Source organism: Kordia sp. E (genome assembly GCF_056033805.1).
The window spans coordinates 286,339-306,951 of sequence record NZ_JBRASR010000003.1 but is presented as its reverse complement, the minus strand read 5'-3'; the positions used below and the strand labels follow the sequence as shown (position 1 = coordinate 306,951).

Annotated in this window: 22 protein-coding genes; 12 read left to right on the top strand and 10 right to left on the bottom strand. The window is 31.9% G+C overall.

Annotated elements, in window-relative coordinates:
* Positions 1-292 precede the first annotated feature (292 nt).
* The 6 genes from ACUUYC_RS14520 (at position 293) to ACUUYC_RS14495 (ending at position 5,571) form a co-directional block, all read left to right on the top strand.
* Positions 293-2,389 (top strand): hypothetical protein, encoded by a 2,097-nt coding sequence (locus tag ACUUYC_RS14520; RefSeq protein ID WP_474266865.1) that lies wholly within the window; start codon positions 293-295, stop codon positions 2,387-2,389.
* A 155-nt stretch (positions 2,390-2,544) separates the two neighbouring features.
* Positions 2,545-3,189 (top strand): class I SAM-dependent methyltransferase, encoded by a 645-nt coding sequence (locus ACUUYC_RS14515; protein WP_474266863.1) that lies wholly within the window; start codon positions 2,545-2,547, stop codon positions 3,187-3,189.
* Positions 3,190-3,353: 164 nt separating this feature from the next.
* Positions 3,354-3,842 carry a peptide-methionine (R)-S-oxide reductase MsrB gene (gene msrB, locus ACUUYC_RS14510; protein ID WP_474266860.1) on the top strand — a complete coding sequence of 163 codons (489 nt, stop codon included), beginning with the start codon at positions 3,354-3,356 and terminating at the stop codon, positions 3,840-3,842.
* 72 nt (positions 3,843-3,914) lie between these two features.
* Positions 3,915-4,490 carry a uracil-DNA glycosylase family protein gene (locus ACUUYC_RS14505; protein WP_474266858.1) on the top strand — a complete coding sequence of 192 codons (576 nt, stop codon included), beginning with the start codon at positions 3,915-3,917 and terminating at the stop codon, positions 4,488-4,490.
* Positions 4,491-4,576: 86 nt separating this feature from the next.
* The gene (locus ACUUYC_RS14500) at positions 4,577-5,011 is read left to right on the top strand and encodes a hypothetical protein (protein ID WP_474266855.1); all 435 of its coding nucleotides are present in this window, start codon (positions 4,577-4,579) and stop codon (positions 5,009-5,011) included.
* Entirely contained in the window at positions 5,008-5,571 is a 564-nt protein-coding gene (locus tag ACUUYC_RS14495; RefSeq protein ID WP_474266853.1) for a DUF1572 domain-containing protein, read from the top strand. The genes ACUUYC_RS14500 and ACUUYC_RS14495 overlap by 4 nt, the downstream gene beginning before the upstream one ends.
* Before the next feature lie 33 nt (positions 5,572-5,604).
* Here ACUUYC_RS14495 and ACUUYC_RS14490 read toward each other — a convergent pair whose 3' ends face one another.
* The 8 genes from ACUUYC_RS14490 to ACUUYC_RS14455 form a co-directional block, all read right to left on the bottom strand.
* The gene (locus ACUUYC_RS14490) at positions 5,605-6,204 is read right to left on the bottom strand and encodes a hypothetical protein (protein ID WP_474266851.1); all 600 of its coding nucleotides are present in this window, start codon (positions 6,202-6,204) and stop codon (positions 5,605-5,607) included.
* Positions 6,205-6,263: 59 nt separating this feature from the next.
* Positions 6,264-6,674, bottom strand: a complete 411-nt coding sequence (locus ACUUYC_RS14485) for a hypothetical protein (RefSeq protein WP_474266849.1) — start codon at positions 6,672-6,674, stop codon at positions 6,264-6,266.
* A 136-nt stretch (positions 6,675-6,810) separates the two neighbouring features.
* Positions 6,811-8,058, bottom strand: coding sequence for an MFS transporter (locus ACUUYC_RS14480; protein ID WP_474266847.1), 1,248 nt, complete (start codon positions 8,056-8,058; stop codon positions 6,811-6,813).
* Between the two features lie 27 nt (positions 8,059-8,085).
* Positions 8,086-9,225, bottom strand: a complete 1,140-nt coding sequence (locus tag ACUUYC_RS14475; RefSeq protein WP_474266845.1) for a tetratricopeptide repeat protein — start codon at positions 9,223-9,225, stop codon at positions 8,086-8,088.
* Positions 9,226-9,356: 131 nt separating this feature from the next.
* Positions 9,357-11,000 carry a serine hydrolase domain-containing protein gene (locus ACUUYC_RS14470; protein ID WP_474266843.1) on the bottom strand — a complete coding sequence of 548 codons (1,644 nt, stop codon included), beginning with the start codon at positions 10,998-11,000 and terminating at the stop codon, positions 9,357-9,359.
* Between the two features lie 88 nt (positions 11,001-11,088).
* Positions 11,089-12,201 (bottom strand): helix-turn-helix domain-containing protein, encoded by a 1,113-nt coding sequence (locus ACUUYC_RS14465; protein WP_474266841.1) that lies wholly within the window; start codon positions 12,199-12,201, stop codon positions 11,089-11,091.
* 139 nt (positions 12,202-12,340) lie between these two features.
* Positions 12,341-13,090, bottom strand: a complete 750-nt coding sequence (locus tag ACUUYC_RS14460; protein ID WP_474266839.1) for a hypothetical protein — start codon at positions 13,088-13,090, stop codon at positions 12,341-12,343.
* 56 nt (positions 13,091-13,146) lie between these two features.
* Complete coding sequence (locus tag ACUUYC_RS14455) at positions 13,147-13,689, bottom strand: AAA family ATPase (RefSeq protein WP_474266837.1); 543 nt, start codon at positions 13,687-13,689, stop codon at positions 13,147-13,149.
* An 802-nt stretch (positions 13,690-14,491) separates the two neighbouring features.
* Between ACUUYC_RS14455 and lpdA the strand changes: the two genes are divergently transcribed.
* The 6 genes from lpdA to ACUUYC_RS14425 all read left to right on the top strand — a co-directional run bounded on the left by lpdA (position 14,492) and on the right by ACUUYC_RS14425 (position 19,198).
* A complete protein-coding gene (gene lpdA / locus ACUUYC_RS14450) occupies positions 14,492-15,883 on the top strand; it encodes a dihydrolipoyl dehydrogenase (RefSeq protein ID WP_474266835.1) in 1,392 nt (463 codons plus the stop codon).
* A 93-nt stretch (positions 15,884-15,976) separates the two neighbouring features.
* Positions 15,977-16,273, top strand: coding sequence for a DUF3817 domain-containing protein (locus ACUUYC_RS14445; protein WP_474266833.1), 297 nt, complete (start codon positions 15,977-15,979; stop codon positions 16,271-16,273).
* A 102-nt stretch (positions 16,274-16,375) separates the two neighbouring features.
* A complete protein-coding gene (locus tag ACUUYC_RS14440; protein ID WP_474266831.1) occupies positions 16,376-16,570 on the top strand; it encodes a hypothetical protein in 195 nt (64 codons plus the stop codon).
* Positions 16,571-16,746: 176 nt separating this feature from the next.
* Positions 16,747-16,932 (top strand): hypothetical protein, encoded by a 186-nt coding sequence (locus ACUUYC_RS14435; RefSeq protein WP_474266829.1) that lies wholly within the window; start codon positions 16,747-16,749, stop codon positions 16,930-16,932.
* Positions 16,933-17,086: 154 nt separating this feature from the next.
* Complete coding sequence (locus tag ACUUYC_RS14430; RefSeq protein ID WP_474266827.1) at positions 17,087-17,236, top strand: hypothetical protein; 150 nt, start codon at positions 17,087-17,089, stop codon at positions 17,234-17,236.
* A gap of 183 nt (positions 17,237-17,419) precedes the next feature.
* Positions 17,420-19,198, top strand: a complete 1,779-nt coding sequence (locus tag ACUUYC_RS14425) for a S41 family peptidase (RefSeq protein ID WP_474266825.1) — start codon at positions 17,420-17,422, stop codon at positions 19,196-19,198.
* Positions 19,199-19,455: 257 nt separating this feature from the next.
* Here the strand turns inward: ACUUYC_RS14425 and ACUUYC_RS14420 are convergent, their stop codons facing one another.
* Positions 19,456-20,178 (bottom strand): Dph6-related ATP pyrophosphatase, encoded by a 723-nt coding sequence (locus ACUUYC_RS14420; protein ID WP_474266822.1) that lies wholly within the window; start codon positions 20,176-20,178, stop codon positions 19,456-19,458.
* Positions 20,179-20,595, bottom strand: a complete 417-nt coding sequence (gene aroQ / locus ACUUYC_RS14415; RefSeq protein WP_474266819.1) for a type II 3-dehydroquinate dehydratase — start codon at positions 20,593-20,595, stop codon at positions 20,179-20,181.
* Between the last annotated feature and the right edge of the window lie 18 nt (positions 20,596-20,613).

Sequence of the window (20,613 nt, the reverse complement as noted above, 5' to 3'; positions counted from 1 at the left end):
GTTATTAGATAATAAAATACTCCAAAAATGACACAAAAAGAAACTAATGTGACGAATGCATAGCTTTTGTGGCGAAATATTGAAAAACTACAGCTATTTCACAATCCAAAACATCTTTTAAGCTAATTTATAATGCACTAGGCTGATCAACCTGTTTTTATAAAACGAGTTGAATCACTCTTAAACAAAATCAACATTAGGAATACATTTGAAGAGTAAACATAAAACACAGTTGAGCCAAATACTCAGCTATATTTTCTGTGCTTTTTATTAACTCTAAAACACCATCTCAATGTCGAATTCAACATTTACCCAACCATCAACAAACTGCGGATGGGATCTCGTAAGCAGCATGAACAGTTCAGGAGTGAATTATTTCTTGAATAAAATGATTCCTAAAAGTTTTGCTCTTGGTATTGCCAACAATTATGGGCCCTATTCTATTTATACGAATCCTAGCGGAGCTACTACTGAAATAACAACAACTCAAAACATCATAAAAATTACGATCCCAATTACTGGAAATCCTAATCCTGCTGATGATACAAAGCCTTCAATTGAGGAAGGAAGTACGATGACAATTCAATTTAATGTATCTAATATGGTCATCAGTACACATGAAGACGGACCAGCTGGAACTGTGTACATTTCATGGAAAAGCCCAAACATCGGTCTAATCGTTACGAGTTCGTTAGTTGGAGGAATGGATGAAGTTGACTTTAATGCGGCAATGACCACTTTAATCAACTCGTATTTAACCAAAGAAACGGCGTTAAAAATGAAACTTCGCTTTGGAGTTTATGGGCTAGTAATCAATCCAACGTATTGGAATTTTATTTCTATTCCAAACGGAAGTTCTAATCAGCTTACAGCATTGGCGATGTTTGATTACCAAGATGCTCCGCCTCAAAATCAAAATTCAGTTTTTCAATTCAACGATGCTATTAAAGTTCCTGATGGTTCCAACATAATTATATCCTTGGCAGATTATACCATTTTAGGAGATGTGGAAAACTTACTCATACGTAAAGGGTTTGGTATTTTTGATGATTCAAGTTTTAACTTAACGCAAGAAAATGGTCAATCAAAATTAAGCTTAGTAGACAGGATAGCATTGATTAAGCATTTATTCATTTACTTAATCACCTTTACTGTTAATATTGTTCCAAATGGATTAAAATTCTTAATCAGATTGTCAACACCAGTGGTTATTTTTAACGATGTTACGGCAACTGTCAACGCCGTTCCTGAAGCAACACGTGATACAAAAGGGCAGCCGATCGATATTACGCTCAAAGACACGAAAGCACCTGTAGAACCGAATTTTGGCTGCATATTAATTGTTGCCTTTATCCTTATCATGTTAATTATCGTTGCTGCAACGGTTTCTGGAACATTGCTTTTGTTATTAGGTATTATTTTGGTAATAGTTGCTGCCATCGGCATATATTATCTTTTTAAAAGTGCCGCAGATGAAATTTCCGAAAAACTGGAGGGTAAAATGGAAAGTTTTCAAAAAACGCGGTATAATAAAAACCAGAACTTTTTTATCAATGACATTGTTTATAATGAAGCAATTATCATGCAAGGTGTTATTGGAAGTCCAGATTTTACGATCTCGCTTGTGAATGACACTACGCAATCGCCCGTAATTTATGCAAACGTTGAAACCAGCGTTACAATCAATTTGATAAATAATACTTTGAATCCTATCGCCTTGAACGATTCAAGTTCAGGAAATCCGACAAAAGTAACGATTCAATTGCCTGACTTTTTCAATAGCGAGGATTATACGAATCTATCGATAAACCAAACAGGGTGGAATTATGAACTCTCGGGGCAACTCTTAGTATTAACAAACAACAGCATTGAAACTTGGAACGAAGGAGCATACAACAGCATTCCATTAACAATAAATGGGTTGACTTGTTCGAATGATACCAACGCAACAGATTCTGTTCAAGTAACCGTGGAGAATACGGCGTATCCAAATGAAATTGAGACAGCAACACGATTGACACTGAAGAAGTTTGAACCAACGATGTATCCAACTTCGTGGGAGATTGTAAATATTGATGAAAGCGGATTCCAAAATTTCAGTGAATCATCTGGTACAGTAACTGTTGATAGTTCTACGAATACATTTATTGTTCTAGCCACAGCAACCTTAGAGAGTGGTATAGGTGAAGATATTCTTTGGCAATTTGGATATCAATTCACAAACAATTCAAATGGGCAACCAACCTTGACAGCAAAGCTTCAATCGACTGGACGTCCTTCACAGGAAGAAAGCGGAACTTCCTTGCCAATAAATTCAGACATCACTTCGACTGCCTTCTATAAAGGAGTATTTGGACAGACAGGAATCGCAATCAATTTTGTACAATAAAATTAAATAGTAAGTAATTAAAATTAGAGAAAAGCACGATACGAGAAAGTGTCGTGCTTTTGCTTTTGTATCGTTTATGCTATTGGTTCGTTTTCTTTTCCTAACTTAGTTCCAACCAACGAAACTAACCATATACAAACAGGCTTTAACCAATTATGACTTACGAAGAAAGCACTACAGAAGACATAATAGAGCGAAGAGGTTATCGAAAGAATATAAAAGGTGACAAATTCTCATTATATATTTCGAATTATCCTTCAAATGCAAAATATTTGAAATCCAGAATTGGAAACTCAAATTTAGTGTTAGCAGAATTATGTTGCAGTATTGGAATTACTTTAGAATATTTAGCACCTAGTTTTAAGAAAATAATTGGTCTCGATATTGATAAAGATATTCTAAAAACCTGTAAAGTTAATTTAACAGAAGCTGGTCATATATCTAAAACCGAACTTATTCATGGAAATGTATTTGATGATAATATATTAAAAAGTATCAATGCAGATATAGTAATCTATGATATTCCTTTTTGGTATCCACATACACAAGAAAACCAAGGTGATTTAGTGTTAAAAAACCCTCCATTAAAAGAGTTGATAAAAAAGATACAAGAAAATATCACGTCAAATATTATTATTTTTTCACCTCCTGAATGGAATTATGAGTATTTTAAAAAACAATTGGGAACTATTGAATTTGAACAAGTTTTCATAAATAAAACACACAATAGAAATCAAATATATTTGGGGAGTTTAATAAACCAAAAAGGAAAAACAGAAATAAATCTAAGCAGTTATTAAAGAATAACTACAGGTTTGACGAAAATTTAATTTCACAACTGCGAACCAAATACTAAAACAAAAACATTTTCGTAATGATTCTATTTTTCATACGACAGATTGTTTATATAAAAAATCATGTTTTCAAGGAATAAATTTGACTTGAACAGAATTAAAAAGAACTTATGAAGAAGATATTCTTAGTTGCCATAATTGGATTGTTGTTTAGTTGTAATTCATCTGCTCAGAAAAAAGAAAGCGACACAAAGGAGCAAGAAACTTTCAAGGTTACTAAAACCAAAGAAGAATGGAAAAAACTGTTAAGCGCAGAAGCTTATTATGTACTTCGTGAAGCTGGGACAGAACGCGCTTTTTCGAGTCCGTTAAATAAGAATTACAAGACAGGTACTTATCATTGTGCAGCTTGTAACACACCTTTATTTAAGAGTAAAGATAAGTTTGATTCTGGAACAGGTTGGCCAAGTTTTGATCGTGAGATTGAAGGAAATGTTTCTTTTTCAACGGATTACAATATTGGTTACGCACGCACCGAAGAACATTGTGCAACTTGTGGCGGACATTTAGGACATGTTTTTAATGATGGACCAAGAAAAACTACAGGGAAAAGACATTGTATTAATGGTGTTTCTTTGAAGTTTGTTCCTGAGAAATAGACTTCTTAGACTTGCTTTACGCTTAGATTTACTTAAATTGTTAACCTTGTTCATATAGACGACTTAGATTTTATGGAAAACTTATTGGAAGAAATATTAGGTTGTAGAATTTGTCAAGATCATCTGCAACTTGGTCCAAATCCTGTGTTGGCTGCACATGAATCGTCAAAGATTATTTTAATTGGACAAGCGCCAGGATTGAAAGTTCATCAAAGTGGAATTCCTTGGGATGATATGAGCGGAAGACGATTAAGGCAATGGCTCAATGTGTCTGATGAAGTTTTTTATGATGCAGAAAACATTGCATTAATTCCTATGGGTTTTTGCTATCCAGGAAAAGGAAAATCTGGTGATTTACCACCACGGAAAGAATGTGCAGAAACTTGGCATGAACAGTTATTATCTAGAATGCAAAAAGCAGAATTGGTATTGCTTGTTGGACACTATGCACAGAAGTATTATTTAAAAGAAAAAGCAAAGAAAACCTTAACCGAAACCGTTTCAAATTACGAAGATTATCTTCCAAAATACTTTCCGTTACCACATCCATCACCAAGAAATCGTTTTTGGTTGAGCAAAAATCCTTGGTTTGAAAAAGATGTGATTCCTAAATTACAATCAGAAGTTTCAAGATTATTAGATTCTTAACGATATTGTTTCAACTGTATACTACGCATCATTTTTAGTATATTTACCGTATGGAGAAACGGTACTTTGTCTTAAAGAAAGGCTATTTGAATATTAATGAAGATTTTTTCTATTTCAGCGATCATGGAAATTGGGAAACTTGTAAAATATTAGAAGAAACTGAAAATCCAAAACTGACATTTTTTTATGTTTCTAATCATATTATTAAAATTACATATTCCATTATTATAATTGCTATTGCACTTTATTTTATTACTGGTGAAATTAACTTTTCTGCAGGTACATTGCTTTTTGGGGTTGTACTACATTTTCTAAATCGTAGATATAAAATAAAGCATTTTAAAATTCCTCTTCATAAAGTTGAACGTATACAGGTTATTAAAAATAAGCTTGTACTAACGTTTGCCAATATTAAAAATGAACAAATTGTTCATACAGTACAACTAGATGATAGAAACGAAACTGAAGATATTAAGAAGTATCTTAAAGAATATTTTAATCAAAAAGTTAAGGTTGCATGAGTTCTATAGCTGAAAATTATTTAGAAAGTACACGCAAACAATTTGCCTATTATAAAAGTCTTGGTGATAAAACTTTTGCGCAATTGAATGAAGATGATATTCATTGGCAACAAAACGAAGACAGTAATAGTGTTTCCATTATTGTAAAACATATTGTTGGAAACATGCTGAGTCGGTGGACAAATTTCCTTACGGAAGATGGTGAAAAAGAATGGCGACATCGCGATACAGAGTTTGAAGCTACATATAAAACAAAAGCCGAAATGATTACTGCTTGGGAAAAAGGCTGGAACTGTTTGTTTGATGCAATCAATCCGTTGCAAGCAGAAGATGTTTCACGAATTATTTACATTCGAAATCAAGGACATACGGTTTTAGAAGCTATTACACGACAATTGTGTCATTATCCATATCATATTGGACAATTAACTTATATTGCCAAATTGATTCGTGGGAATGAATGGACTTCTTTATCAATTCCGAGAGGACAATCTTCAACGTATAATACAGACAAGTTTAACAAAGAGAAAAGTAAAAAGCATTTTACGGATGACTTGTAAACTCCTTGAGTTGTTAGACTATGCCAACTAAATTTACCGTTTGAGTGTTTGAATTTCTGATCGGGTTTCTAGTTTTTTGACAATTGAAAAGATCGTGAGTCCAAGTATAACTGCATATCCAATAATAAGTTTTACAGTTCCGAATGTTGCCAAACCAATAGCGATTCCTGTAATTCCTCTTGCAGCTTCGTATTCGTAACCTTGTCCCATTTGAACAGCAAAGTAAGTTGCCCAAAGAAAAATAGCGGTTAAAACGATAATTCCTATAATTTTTGGGCGTACATATGTAAATGCATCTGGAATTTTGGATGTGTACTGAAAAGAGCTGAATTCACTTTTTAAGTATTCAAAGATTTCATCTTTTAGTGTTTCATCTTCTACAAACAATTCTTCTTCTAAATCTTCACCCAATACTAATTTGATATGATTGACTCCTCTTTGATTGATGATTCCTTGAATGTAATTATAAGGTATACCATGTAAACTTTGCAAAACTTCTTGTTTACTTTGATCAGATTCTACCGAAAGCCTGTTCATGATTTCAACACTTGGACTTCCTTTACAAATACGATTATCATGAATGATGATGAGTTTATCTGATTTCTTTCCCTTGGGTTTCCAAATTTTATCCAATTGTATGTTGATTTTGTATTGAGTTGTAAATATATATGTTTGAAATTACTTTTTTATTCTTATTCCGAACGCACACGTTTTATCCAAGTATAATCATATACACTTGCATCAATAAATTGTTTTTCACCAGTTTCTTTATTGAGAATTTCATTGTAATCGTGATCTTTAAAGAATGGACTTTTAAATATAGTATGAATATCTAATCCTAAAAATTGCAACTTCCCTACCATATGATTGAATTCATATGTATTTGACAGATTCTTTTCTCTTAAGATATAATTCCCAATGCTGTTGCACAAAGAAGCATACCCAACACAGTTTGCTATTTGCGTTGTAAAATTAATATTTGGATTGTTTGAAGCTTCTGCTACTTCAAAGTATAATTGTTTAGCAGTAATTTCTAAACTAAGTTTAATAATATCATCTATCGTTAACTCTTTTTCTTTTATAGCAGTTTTAATAGTTTGCACAAGATTTTTGTTCGTGATTACATAGCTTTTTCTAGTATCAATTTTAGTGTAATTCACTAGTTTCCGATACAAGAATCCTTTACATATAAATAGTAAAACAAACACTATACATGCGTTTTTCATGTATTTCTTTAGCCTACTCATTATTCCTTGCATATTTTCTTGCGAAGAAAAAAACTATAAATAACATGCATGTTATTGCTAATGAAATGGCTAATCCAACATAGCTAAAGAGTTTAGAATCTTCATATATTATTGATGTGAATTGCCCTATGGCATAAACTATTATTCCAGAAATACTAGCAAGTAATGCTAGTACAATTGTCAAATATTTTGGGTTTGTGTAGCGTGTGATTATTGACAAAACGATAACTCCTACAAACACTTCTGCAATAGTATAAAAGAATATTCCACTAATTAGATAGAATACATTGTCATCAAAATTTCCCATAGAAATTTGAGAAAACTGTACTAATGCTAACGACCCAAACAGGAAGCCTAAAGCAATTTTTAAAAATCGAGATTGATGAAATTTTAACCAGATAATCCCAAATATTATAAGTAATGGTATTAGAAGAACTGCATCAATATAATCTAATATTCCTTTCGAAAAATAGGCTTCTATTCCATTCATAAAACTTTCATCTCCTAGCAACATATATCTAGGAGTTGACGATATTTCATATAATCCCCAAAAAGCTACTGAAACAAATATTGCTAATATTACATAAAGTATGTTATTACTTGACAAACTTTGCGCATCATATTCTAATTTTTCTGATGTTTCAGAGATCAGTAAGGATAATGAAGATGTTACGATATACATTATAGCTACAGTTCCAAATCCGATAAGAAAACCAAATTCATTACTGATATATGCCAGTAGAGCAACACCAATAAATGCGCCAATATTTATAATTAAATAGTAAAGTGAAAAAGCTGAATCTAAGTATTTTGGTTTATTGTAATATGTTTTTCCATAGACTGCTAACATGTTAGGTTTTAAGAACCCAGAACCGAGTGTCATTAAGACCAACCCTGTATATAACATATATATATCTTGAATACAAACAATCACGCATCCAAAAGCAGCTAACACTCCACCAAGAAGTATCGATTTTTTATTTTTCAATATAAAGTCTCCAAAAATCCCTCCTATTAATTGAGTGAGTAATAAAAAGAGTGATAAATACATATAAATAGTTATCGCTCCAAGGTTTACCATTTGAAATGTTTCACTTATCATATACAGGATAAGTATTGAACGAACTCCATAATAACTCATTCGTTCGAATAAAAGTGAAAATGTAATGACAACTGTATTGTTGATTCTTTTTTGTTGTATGCTATTTTCCATAAATAGAAGTGTATGTTTTTTATGCATAAATAATTTTAGATCAATAGTGTAGAATTACTTCCCTTTTTTAACTGTAGAACTTGCCGTTGGTTTTATTCTTTCATCTAAAACTTTGATAACTAAGTTTTTTAAATCATCATATTTAAAAACTTCATCAAAGCCATAACCTATGGTACTATGTACATTACCTTTATCCATTCCAAGCATATATCTTGCTTCTCCGAGTTCTATAGCAATTGGAGAGTTTTCGGTTTGAATTGTGCAATTGATTCCTCCATCTGCATTCAACACATAAAAAATATGCTTGTAATACAATTTACTTTTTGTGTCTTCATATCTTTCAAATACTCGAATCTTTTTGTCTTTCCAGATAAACTGATCAAAGCAAAACATATTGTTTAAGTTTCCTTTTAGCAATCCATCTTTTTGTGCTTTGTATAGTTTTTCACGAAACAAGTTTGCCTTTTCGTATTCTTTATTTCCGTAATATACTTGTATTAATTTTGAATAGGTTTGGTAATCATTTGGAGCTTTTTCTAATAATTCGAAATATGCAATTTCAGATTTATCAAAATTCTGATTTAAGTATTCATACAATCCAATGTTATATAGAATTGTGATATATGAATTTGTATTTTTCTCTACACTGTTTTTTGCTTTATAAAATGCTTCTAATGCTTTTTCTTCTTGATTAAGTTTAGCATATACTTGCGGAATCATGATGAATGAACGATCTGTAGGGTTTTCAGTCATCGTTCCTGTTTCATAAGCTTCCAATGCTTTTTTAAATTGTTTTGATGTAAAATATGCATCTCCCAAACTGCTGAAAAATTCACCATCGGAATCATCTAATTCAATTCCTTTTTTTATCAATACAATTGCTTTATCAGGTTGATTCATATAGTTATACGTAACTCCTTTCATGTGATACGCTTTTGCAAACTCAGGGTCTTTCTCAATGGCTAACGTCATCATTTTTAGTGAATTCGCATCATCAGAAGTCATAAAATAAGTCATGCCAATTAAAAAAACGGCTTCTGCTTCATAATCGTTTGCTTTTGGCGCGTGTGTACTTTTTATGAGATCAAATTTCTGTTGATCAAAAAGCATTTTTAATTCGTCTGTAACTTCATTTTGTGCAAAAACATTGATACTCAAAAAGCAGATTAACAGTGTAAGAATGATTCTTTTCATAATAAAAAAGTGTGAATTGGTATGTATATTCGATTTTATGTAAACGAAATATACGCATCATTTTTTAAAATAAATCCATAAAAAAAGCACAAACTATGTAGTTTGTGCTTTTACAATATGCATTTACTCCATTATTTACGAACAAAACGAACATTCTGAATTCTTCCTGAACTCACTAAAATTTCTTTAATAGTTCCATCGGTATCTTTTTCAAACGAAAGGTTATAATCTTCCACTAACATTTCATCTGCATACACTAACAAACCTTTTATTGTTTGCTTGCCCATTTTTACTTCGTACGAATCTGCTTTTATATGTTTTATGGTAAACGAAACGTCCGTTTCATAATTTTTAAATGTACCATTCAATGCTTTAAAGTTAAACGTACTTAAATCACTTTCAATACGTGTTAATGTAAATGGCGCTACTGATGAATAATACGCTGTAATTTGCATAATTCCGTCTTTATTTTTTGTAAATTCTTGTTTAAAAGGCGCATCATTCCATTGCTGAAAAACATTCGCAGCTTCACGAATTAATCTCATATCATTTCGACCTGAACGCAACATGTACAAATCACCATCACGTTCTTCAAACTTCATAATATATCCACTTTTCGTTCTATAAATTCCCAACACATCTTCAATAGTTACCTTCTCGCCTATTCTTTCAGGTGTGATTCGGAATGTTTCTTTTTCGTTGGTTTTGTTTAATAAAACGTCTGCCATTTCGAATGTTTGACCTGTTGGATCAATTTTTCCACTATTAATCATCGTAACAATTGAAAAGTTTTTTGAAGGAAAACGTGTTACATATGCTTTCCAAGCACCTGTAGAACCTGCGTGAAATGCATATGAAACTCCTTTATATTCGGCAAATTCTAAACCATAACCATACTTTTCAATAGTTGCATTTGCAATTGGTTGTTGACTTTTTTCTAGAATTTCTGTTGAAAAAGCATCACTTTTCTTCGTTTGAATAATTTTTTCCCATTGCAATTGATCTTGTAATGTGGTAAAAATATTTCCATCACCATGAATATTACATGTCCAATTGTAGGTTGTCCAGGTATTGAAATTGAAATATGGTTTTGCAATTGGTCTTTTTATATTATTAAAATCAGAAACAAATGAAGTGTTTGGCATTCCTAATGATTGAAAAAGCTTATTTGTATACGCTACAAAGCTTTGTCCTGTTACTTTTTCAATAATTTGTGTCAGTACAATATAATTGGAGTTACTGTAAGAATAGTTGGAGCCTGGTATGAAGTTTAAATCGTTTTGCTTCGCTAATAATTCCATCGCTGCTGCATTATCAAACTTTTTTTTCCACCACGTAATCCCTTGTAAACTCCACAAATCATGCACACCACGAATTCCGCTAGAATGATTTATTAAATGTTTTATTTGAATCGGCTTTTTGACATTTTTATAGAGATTTGGTAAATACTTCCGAATATCATCATCCAAACTCAATTTGTTTTTTTCAACCAACGTCAACACAGCAAATGCTGTAAATTGTTTTCCGGTAGAAGCAATATTGAATCGTGTATCTTTTCCAATAAAAATACTATCTTTTAGATTGGCAAAACCTGCATAATTTTCATATACAATTTCACCATTTTTGACAATTCCGACGGCAATTCCTGGTCCACCTTTTGGAACATCTTTTATGATTATTTTGTCTAATTGTGTTCGTTGCTCTTCGGTAATTTCTTGTCCGAAAGTAATAAATGATGTAAATAAAAATACTAAGAATACCATATTGAATTTCATTGAATACTGTTTTGCGTTTTTTGATGCTACAAAAATGCTATTCTTATGAATCAAAAGCGCGCCAAATCGTGATTTGACACTTCTTTTTTTAGCTTTTTTTACTAAAATACTCTTTTGGTGTTTGTTGTGTATGTTTCTTAAAAGCTCTGTTAAATGTTGATTTTGAATTAAATCCAGAATCCAAAGCTATTCCTAATAACGTTTTTAAGTCATTTTCATTAGAAGTCACTTTTTTGATCACTTCTTGCGTTCTGTATGAATTTACAAAATCATTAAAGTTCACTTTAAAACCTTTATTAATAATATTTGACACTTTTTTTGGATGTGTTTCTAGTTTGTTTGCTACATCAAATAATGTCAAACTTGGATTTTTAAAAAGCTGCTCAGTAGTCATTAAATCTTCCAACTGTTTCTTCAATTTTTCGTCTTCCGCTGTGATTTCAATTTCGTTTGTATTCGTTTTGGTAACTTCTGCTATTTCTTCTTCCGCTTCCGCGAGATAATCCTCAGAAAATAGTGTTGCCAATTTTGGTTGAAAAGAAGCTTTCATCTTTATGATATGTACATATCCACTTAGTGAGATGTAATAAAACAAAATTGAAAACGAAAGATAGTACCAATATTTCCTTCCAAAATTTGCCCATTCAGGATTTAGAATAAAAAATAAAAATCGAATTAAAAGTAATCCTAAAAAAGCAAGTAAAAATCGTTGAATCCAAGCATATAAAATTGAATCGGCATAACTTACGGTTTCATAAGTTTTCTTTTTATACTTCGCATATAATTTTAGACATTTAAACAAATAGAAAACTAGCATGATAAAACCTAAAACTTGATACCAAAGTGCCATATCTTTATCACGCCCGTCTGCATAAAAATAGTATTCGTCTAGCACTAACGCATCCGTAATCCAAATCACCAAACTATAAATTCCATACAGAATCGCAGGAATGAAATGTAACCAATCTTTTCTCTGAAATTTAAAAGAAATATTTAACGAACTTTTTACATAGAAATACAACAATGGTGGCATTAAGAATAATTGCTGAAATGGTACAAAAAACAGTATTTCACGATATATATCTTGCCCATACCAACCTGCATAACCAAACATAAAAGGTGCAATATATAACGAACATAAAAAGATAAACGCAGCTAACCAAAAGCTTGATTTGTTTTCGTTTCTAATTCCTTTATACATCAACAATATCGTAAATATAAGACCATGAATAAAGAAAATAAGTAAAGTAGAACTTTTGAAACCGAAGCCAAAATGCATTTGATTGATTATTTTTTTTAGGTGATTAGTTTACTGTGAATGTAAGTCAAGCTAATATACATTAAATAATCTCAGGAAAATTACGCTCAAAACGTGTAAAATAGTCTTTTCTATTTCGTTTTAGAATTTCAAGTAATTGATCTGTAACTATTTTCACATATAACAAATTAAATGTGTGAACACGATTATTTACAGTTCCGATGACTAAATCAAAATATCCTCTTTTCCCTCGTTTGTTTACAATGCGAAAATCAACAATGTCATGCCAAAAAATTCGTTTTCCATCACAAATAAAACCAAGTTCGTCAGTAATGAATCTATTTTTTGCAGGTGTATAATATTCTACAACAGCTCTAATAATAGTAAAGCATAAGGCTACAAAAGCAAAAAAGCCAAACAATAATTTGAAACTGTTTCCAACATTGAATGTTAGTATTGAAAAAGTAATTAATGATAACAGCCCAAACTGAAACGAAATACTTCCTTGCTGTATTTCTTTAAATTTGAGTTTATGTGTGTTTTCCTTAGTATAATATTTAGAATAGAATGGTTGACTTGGCAGTATATAATTCTCTTTTTTAAGTCTTAATAAATCGTAATTAGAACGAATATGCTTTAAAATTCCATTGTGTGCTTCAATTTCTTTGCCTTCCACCGCATCAAAATCTAATTGCATATCAGTACATTCTTTTTCAAAATCAGCCACTTTATTTGTGAGCCCACAGGTAATTCCCGCTGCACTGTCAAGAGATCTCAGATTACAGAGTTTACAATAGGCAAGTTGATATGTTCGTTCGTCCGAAATGGGCATAAATATGATACAATAAAGTGTGAATACGAATTTCCAAGATATGGAATTCAATAATATTAGTAGTCAAATTTGAAAGATTGTAACAGACTTTCAATATTTTTTTCTGCAGATGTTGCACTATCAACCTCAATAATTTTACACGAAAGTGAAGCTAACCAATCACGATGAATTTTGATAGAACGTCCAGTAAACTTAAAATCGTCATACCTCGTTGCCCAAGCTAAAAATGCTTGTGATCGTTCTTGAATTATTGGATCTGATTGCAATTGATCTCCATAACGTTCTTGTTCACGCTGTTTGAGTCGTTCCAAACGAATTTCTTTATCTAAGGTTACAAATACTACCAAATCGAACGCTGTTTGCCAATAGTTTCCCCAACTCACCAATGAACCACTGACAATGATATTTTCGTGTTTTTCAAAATCAGTCTGTAGATTTTTAGTTCGAACGGACATTTCTTCTTTCAACTGAAATGGCGGATTTGTAGGTTTCCAATAGTAATCGTCTACATCTAAGTGTTTAAATTCAGTCACATGCGCAAGTTCCTTTGCTAATGTAGTTGTTCCTGAACCTGATGCGCCGATAATGAGGAGTTTCATTTTTTGGGGTTTTGTATCTCAACTATTACTACAATACGTTAGTTGTTACAATGTACTCAAATGTTACGTTTCCTACAAAATTACTTCTTAAGTTTTCAATTGTCATTCCTGCGCAGGCAGGAATATATAGAGGATAAAAGTGGATTCCGCATCAAGTGCGGAATGACAAGCAGTTTCCAAATTTTCACAAACGTCACTTCGAGTGTCCTGAACTTGTTTCAGGATTTATCGAGAAGTACTTTGAAGTGCTAAGCTGTTCTCGATACATTTTTTGCCTATCTCGACTGCGCTCGATATGACAAAACCACTCGAACTGACGTTTACAGGTTAAAAACAAAAATCCATAGAAAACAAATTGACACATTGAACTCAGCCAAAAGACAAAGCCACAACTCATAACTCATAACTCATAACAGACAACAAACCCGCAAACAAACTCCGAGTTAGCGATAGCAGTGGAAAGCCCACAGCGAGTTTGCGAGCGAGGACTTGTAACAAATAGCGCGACCTGAAGCGATAGCGAAAGGAAACTTCCAAAAAATTAATATAACAATTTGATGATTTGAAAATGTAGCAATGTGGAAATTTTGTTCAAATATGTAGGTATTAAAACATCAAAATACTAAGAGCGAAGCGATACCAACAATCTAAAAGCGTAGCAAATTCAACAGATTCCTGCCTACGCGAGAACGAGTCCAAAAGCGAAGCGCGTCCAACAAACAAAAACAATTGCATATAGTTTATAGTTATCTTAGAATTGCGTAAATTTGCATTTCGAAATCAGACAACAAAATTTTAAGATATGAATACATACGATATCATCGTTTTAGGAAGTGGTCCTGGAGGATATGTTACTGCCATTAGAGCTTCTCAATTAGGTTTGAAAGCTGCTATTGTTGAGAAAGAAAGTCTTGGTGGTGTTTGCTTAAATTGGGGATGTATTCCAACGAAAGCATTATTGAAATCAGCACAAGTTTTTGAATATTTGAAACATGCTGAAGATTACGGATTATCAGTGAAAGAATACGACAAAGATTTTGACGCAGTTGTAAAACGTAGTCGTGGCGTTGCTGACGGAATGAGCAAAGGTGTTCAGTTTTTAATGAAGAAGAATAAAATTGATGTTCTTAACGGTTTTGGAACTTTAAAAGCTGGAAAGAAGATTGATGTAAAAGATAAAGACGGTAAAACGACTGAGTATAGTGCACAACATATTGTAATTGCTACTGGAGCACGCTCACGTGAGTTACCAAGTTTACCTCAAGATGGTAAAAAAGTAATTGGATATAGAGAAGCAATGACATTGCCAACACAACCAAAGAAGATGATCGTAGTAGGATCGGGAGCTATTGGTGTTGAGTTTGCATACTTTTATAACTCAATGGGAACAGAAGTGACTGTTGTAGAGTATATGCCAAAAATTGTTCCTGTAGAAGATGCTGATGTATCAAAACAATTAGAACGTTCGTTTAAGAAAAGTGGTATTAAGATTATGACATCTGCTGAAGTGACTTCGGTTGATACTTCTGGTGATGGTGTAAAAGCTACTGTGAAGACGAAAAAAGGTGAGAAAGTTTTAGAAGCTGACATCGTACTTTCTGCTGTTGGAATTAAAACGAATATTGAAAACATTGGTTTAGAAAATGTTGGAATTGCTACTGATAGAGATAAAATTTTAGTAAACGATTATTATCAAACAAATATCCCTGGATATTACGCAATTGGAGATGTTACTCCTGGACAGGCTTTAGCGCATGTTGCTTCTGCGGAAGGAATTTTATGTGTGGAGAAAATTGCAGGAATGCATGTTGAAGCATTAGACTATGGAAATATTCCTGGTTGTACGTATTGTTCTCCTGAGATTGCATCTGTTGGATTAACAGAAGCGCAAGCAAAAGAACAAGGATATGACATCAAAGTTGGAAACTTCCCGTTCTCTGCATCTGGAAAAGCAAGTGCTGGTGGAACTAAAGAAGGTTTCGTAAAAGTAATCTTTGATGCAAAATACGGAGAATGGTTAGGTTGCCATATGATTGGTGCAGGAGTTACCGATATGATTGCCGAAGCTGTTTTAGGTAGAAAGTTAGAAACTACAGGTCATGAAGTATTGAAAGCGGTACATCCGCATCCAACTATGAGTGAAGCTGTAATGGAAGCAGTTGCCGCCGCATATGATGAAGTAATACATTTATAATATATATTTTAAAAAGCTGCTCGTTGAGCAGCTTTTTTTATGCTTTTTTTAAACCAGAGTACAAATTAATATAGAACTCACATTTTAATAGTTATGGATACAACATTCACTGAAACTAAAAACACAAAACGATTTGGATTATTAGCGGTACTTGAAGGAATTTCATATTTAGCACTTTTCATTACAATGCCATTAAAGTATTTTATGGAAATGCTAATGCCTAATAAAATTGTAGGTATGGCGCATGGATTTCTATTTATTGCTTATGTTGTGTTTGCTTACATTGTCGTTCGCGAACAAAAGTGGTCTATGAAACGATTTGCTATTTTCTTTGTTGCTTCGCTAATTCCGTTTGCTACTTTTTATATTGAGAAAAAATATTTAAAGTAATTTCATTTAAGTAGAAATACGTATCCTCAATTAGTGTTTAGACTCTTTTAGCAATTGTATGTTTTTTTGACCTTAGCGTTATTAATTTAAAAACTTTAAGTCATGAAAAAAACAAAATTTAAACACTTAACATTAAACAAGAAATCTATTTCTAATCTTAATGGTGGTGCGCCAGCTATAGATTCAGATTTGTGTGATTATTCACTATCATGCCCAACATACTGCGGTACATGCTATACAGTTTGCGGACCGTGTACTATTCATGATATTTACACACCTTTAGTTAATTTTCCATAATTACTAAAGTTTATTGGAACTATTAAAACAAAGCGAACTTCGGTTTGCTTTGTTATTTTGTATAGAATACTTAGTATAAAATTTTATGTCTTAAATCATCCAATTTAAGGTAACGTGCTTTTATTTAATGAAATATTTCTTCGTCATTTGATATATGTTTAACCAAAAATTATATCATGAAAAAAAACATTTTAAACTTAAAAGGTGCTCAAGAATTGAATAAAACAGCACAAGCAAAAATTAACGGAGGAAATACAGGCATGCAATGTTATAATCATGGCGATTGTCAGATTCTTAAATCTTTACCAGGTATGCAGTATGAAGAGTTTTTCTGTTATTGGGGATATTGTCAAATAGCATAATCTTAGGGCGAACTTCGGTTCGCTTTTTTTATGCGTTCTTTTTCAATCAATACTACTTTTATAACTCGTTTCAAAAAAATCATACATTTTGTACGAATAATCAGTTTTTCTTTTCATGTAGTTTTATGGTATTAATATTTAAAACAAAATTATTATGAAAACAAAGAATTTAAAATCGTTAGTATTAAACAAGAAAGCAATCTCTAATTTAAAATTTGAAGATGCCAAAGGAGGAAGAAAACAGATTGATACTTTATATCAGGCATCTTGTCCTGGTGGACCGATATGTGACACTACTTTTTAGTAAAAATTAAGCGAACTTCGGTTCGCTTTTTTTATAGCATTAAAGAATATATTGTATACTAACTATTTCATGTAAATGCTACTGTAAAGATCAATGAAATTTATTACTTTTAATTTATGAGAACTAATTCTCATGCATTACTCATAAAAGTTATATTTAAACTGTTAGCTGTAACCTTACATAATGAATAGAATCATACTTATAGCATGTGCAATGTTAACTCTTTGCACCACATCTCAAAAGGAAACTAATCATATAGAAAGTTTAAAAACATTTGCAAAAGCATACGGCTATGTCAAATATTTTCATCCTAGTGATGAAGCTTCTTCAATTGATTGGAATCGTTTTTCTGCCTATGGAGCTAGTGAAATTATGACATGTAAAACTCAAGCTGAGGTTATTAAAAAGCTTAATACATTATTCAAACCCATTGCGCCTACTATTGTTTTTTCTGATAAAAAATTAAATTACAAAACAAACATTTTAATTCCTGCCAAAAAAAGAGAATACACAACTACCTATTGGCAACACAGAGGTGTATCAAAAGGTATGAATGCGAGGCATAATGCTTATAGTAGTATTCGCGTAAATGCTTCAAACAAAACCACAAAAAACGAAAAAACAAAAGTTACAAAAGGCAAACCTAAATTTGATGCATCGCCAGAATTTGGAGAGCTTATAGAAGAAGAAATTGGAAATAATATCTATTGCCAAATTCCTTTAAGATTATATGTCAACGATAAAGGAACGTATCCTAAAAGTGAGGCATTAAACACTTTACAAAAAAAAATAAATACAATCAATGTTACATCTATTGACTTAGCTACACGACTAGGAAATATTATAAATACTTATAATGTATTTCAACATTTTCATCCTTATTTTAAAGAAGCCGGAGTTGATTGGGACAAAGAATTTGAAACTGCATTGAACAGAAGTTTTGATGACAACACATACTTAGATCATCAAATTACATTACAAAAATTTACAGCTACATTAAAAGATGGACATACTAGAGTTTCTGGTAATAAAACCAGGCCTTTTTATCTACCACCAATATATTGGGAGTTTATTGAGAATAAGCTAGTTATTACAAAAGTTCTTGATGATAAAGTAGCGTTACAGGTTGGAGATATTGTTACTAAAATAAATAATACACCTGTTGAAGAATATTTTAAGGAATTAAAATCTACTATTTCCGCAGGTACTGATGGTTGGGCTAACTTTATGGCACAAATTGAAAGTTTGCGAGGCAATAGAGATACCAAATTAATCATCGAAGTAAATTCAAAAACCATTACGTTAAAGCGTGATATCATGTATACTTCAGATGCTACAAAAATGTCAATTCAGGAACATTTGCATAAAAAATTAGATCATAATATCTATTATATAAATCTTGATAAAGCTCCTATGGATACTATTACAAAACTATTACCAGCGCTTCAAAAAGCCGATGGTATTATTTGTGATTTAAGAGGATATCCCGAAGGAAATGATGGCTTAATTTCACATTTATTAAAACAAAATGACACTTCTACATCTTGGATGAGAATTCCAAAAATAATATATCCAGATCAAAAGAATATTGTAGGATATGAAAAACGCAGTTGGGGATTAAAAGCTAAGAAACCATATTTAGGCGATAAAAAAGTGGTATTTATAATAAGCGGAAGAGCTATTAGCTATTCAGAAAGTTATATGGGCTTTATTAGAGGTTATAATTTGGCAACCATTATAGGGCAACCGACAGCAGGTACAAATGGTAATGTAACATCTTTTAGACTTCTTGGTAATTTACGCATCAGTTGGACAGGAATGAAAGTTGTAAAACACGACAACTCCCAATTATATAGCATAGGAATTTTACCCGATATTTATGTAAATAAAACTATTGAAGGTGTAAAAGCTGGAGAAGATGAATTTTTAAATAAAGCCATTGAAGTAATTTTAGAAAAATAAATTGCTCAAAAGAAGCAACACAAGCTTCATAAAATTGAGTTTTACTAAAATAAAAAGTCATTCAATTACTTGAATGACTTTTTCCTCAACCAACCTAATAACTGATATCCCACCTTCAGCTATGAAAAAATTGTGCGAAATCATTGTCTGATTTCTGAATCAAATATAGGGCTGGATTGTCTTAATTTGTTCTTAATTGAATCCTAAAACTTGATTAAAATTTTCACAGAGAAACGTTAATTTTTAAGAGTTTTCTCCTATTTTGGGATTAAATCGCAGTACCAAAACGCAGTATCCCATGCAGAATCACCTGACGCACAGCTATCTTCGTCTTTTTTGGAAGGAGTATATGTTTTTAACACTTTTTCACCGATAGTAAAATCGATTGGAGAAGAAAAAATAGGTCCATCAAATACAAATGTGTGAAATTCTCCATTTTCTCCACATGGATCAACCGTATCTGGTAAATCATTAATGAAATTTTCATCTAAAATTCTTCCCACAAAAGATTCATCTAGTAATTTAGCATTGACACAAACTGTAATTGCTTTAAAACCTAGTGACAATAATTCTTTTAATAAGGCTTTTGTATCTTGTTTCCATAGTGGAAATACAGCTGTAATTCCGACTTCTTTGAGTTTTTCTTCTCGATAACTTCTTAGATTTTCTAAAAAAATATCTCCAAAGATTCCATATTCAAAACCTTCCTCAACCAATTTTGAAGTGGCTTTTTTCATGGTTTCGTCATAGCTAGACATTGAAACTTCTGCCGGAAAGTATATTTTTTGTAGTGGCAATTGCAAACGTTCTACTTGTGCGTCTAGCAATTCTTCACGCAATCCGTGCATAGAAACACGCTCGTAATCTTTATTTACTGTTGTGACTAATTGTATAACGTTGTATTCTTTGTCTTTTAGAATATAATATAAAGCCAGTGAAGAATCTTTTCCTGTGCTCCAATTAAAGTATGCTTTCTTCATTTATGATAAGAAACTTTGAATTGCCAATTGATAACTTTGCGTTCCAAAACCTAAGATAACACCTTTTGCATGCGCAGAAATATACGATTGATGTCTGAATGTTTCTCTACCAAATGTGTTTGAAATATGAACTTCTACAACTGGTGTACTAATAGCCTTGATTGCATCACCAATTCCAATAGATGTATGTGTGTAGGCGCCTGCATTTAAGATAATTCCATCATAATCAAAACCAACTTCTTGTAGCTTATTAATCAACTCTCCTTCAACATTTGATTGATAGTAACTTAAGTTTACTGCTGGGAATTCTTTTTGTAATCCTTTAAAGTAGTCTTCAAACGTAGCGCTTCCATAAATTTCTGGTTCACGTTTTCCTAACAGATTTAAGTTAGGTCCATTAATAATAATGATGTTCATGGCAATTGTTTTGGTAAA

Bases quoted from the DNA above. Each gene is read 5' to 3' on its own strand.
- ACUUYC_RS14465 (WP_474266841.1), bottom strand. From the start codon at position 12,201: ATGTATAAAGGAATTAGAAACGAAAACAAATCAAGCTTTTGGTTAGCT.
- ACUUYC_RS14460 (WP_474266839.1), bottom strand. From the start codon at position 13,090: ATGCCCATTTCGGACGAACGAACATATCAACTTGCCTATTGTAAACTC.
- msrB (WP_474266860.1), top strand. From the start codon at position 3,354: ATGAAGAAGATATTCTTAGTTGCCATAATTGGATTGTTGTTTAGTTGT.
- ACUUYC_RS14515 (WP_474266863.1), top strand. From the start codon at position 2,545: ATGACTTACGAAGAAAGCACTACAGAAGACATAATAGAGCGAAGAGGT.
- ACUUYC_RS14520 (WP_474266865.1), top strand. From the start codon at position 293: ATGTCGAATTCAACATTTACCCAACCATCAACAAACTGCGGATGGGAT.
- ACUUYC_RS14425 (WP_474266825.1), top strand. From the start codon at position 17,420: ATGAATAGAATCATACTTATAGCATGTGCAATGTTAACTCTTTGCACC.
- aroQ (WP_474266819.1), bottom strand. From the start codon at position 20,595: ATGAACATCATTATTATTAATGGACCTAACTTAAATCTGTTAGGAAAA.
- ACUUYC_RS14435 (WP_474266829.1), top strand. From the start codon at position 16,747: ATGAAAAAAAACATTTTAAACTTAAAAGGTGCTCAAGAATTGAATAAA.
- ACUUYC_RS14475 (WP_474266845.1), bottom strand. From the start codon at position 9,225: ATGAAAAGAATCATTCTTACACTGTTAATCTGCTTTTTGAGTATCAAT.
- lpdA (WP_474266835.1), top strand. From the start codon at position 14,492: ATGAATACATACGATATCATCGTTTTAGGAAGTGGTCCTGGAGGATAT.
- ACUUYC_RS14470 (WP_474266843.1), bottom strand. From the start codon at position 11,000: ATGAAATTCAATATGGTATTCTTAGTATTTTTATTTACATCATTTATT.
- ACUUYC_RS14455 (WP_474266837.1), bottom strand. From the start codon at position 13,689: ATGAAACTCCTCATTATCGGCGCATCAGGTTCAGGAACAACTACATTA.
- ACUUYC_RS14430 (WP_474266827.1), top strand. From the start codon at position 17,087: ATGAAAACAAAGAATTTAAAATCGTTAGTATTAAACAAGAAAGCAATC.
- ACUUYC_RS14495 (WP_474266853.1), top strand. From the start codon at position 5,008: ATGAGTTCTATAGCTGAAAATTATTTAGAAAGTACACGCAAACAATTT.
- ACUUYC_RS14505 (WP_474266858.1), top strand. From the start codon at position 3,915: ATGGAAAACTTATTGGAAGAAATATTAGGTTGTAGAATTTGTCAAGAT.
- ACUUYC_RS14420 (WP_474266822.1), bottom strand. From the start codon at position 20,178: ATGAAGAAAGCATACTTTAATTGGAGCACAGGAAAAGATTCTTCACTG.
- ACUUYC_RS14445 (WP_474266833.1), top strand. From the start codon at position 15,977: ATGGATACAACATTCACTGAAACTAAAAACACAAAACGATTTGGATTA.
- ACUUYC_RS14440 (WP_474266831.1), top strand. From the start codon at position 16,376: ATGAAAAAAACAAAATTTAAACACTTAACATTAAACAAGAAATCTATT.
- ACUUYC_RS14480 (WP_474266847.1), bottom strand. From the start codon at position 8,058: ATGCATAAAAAACATACACTTCTATTTATGGAAAATAGCATACAACAA.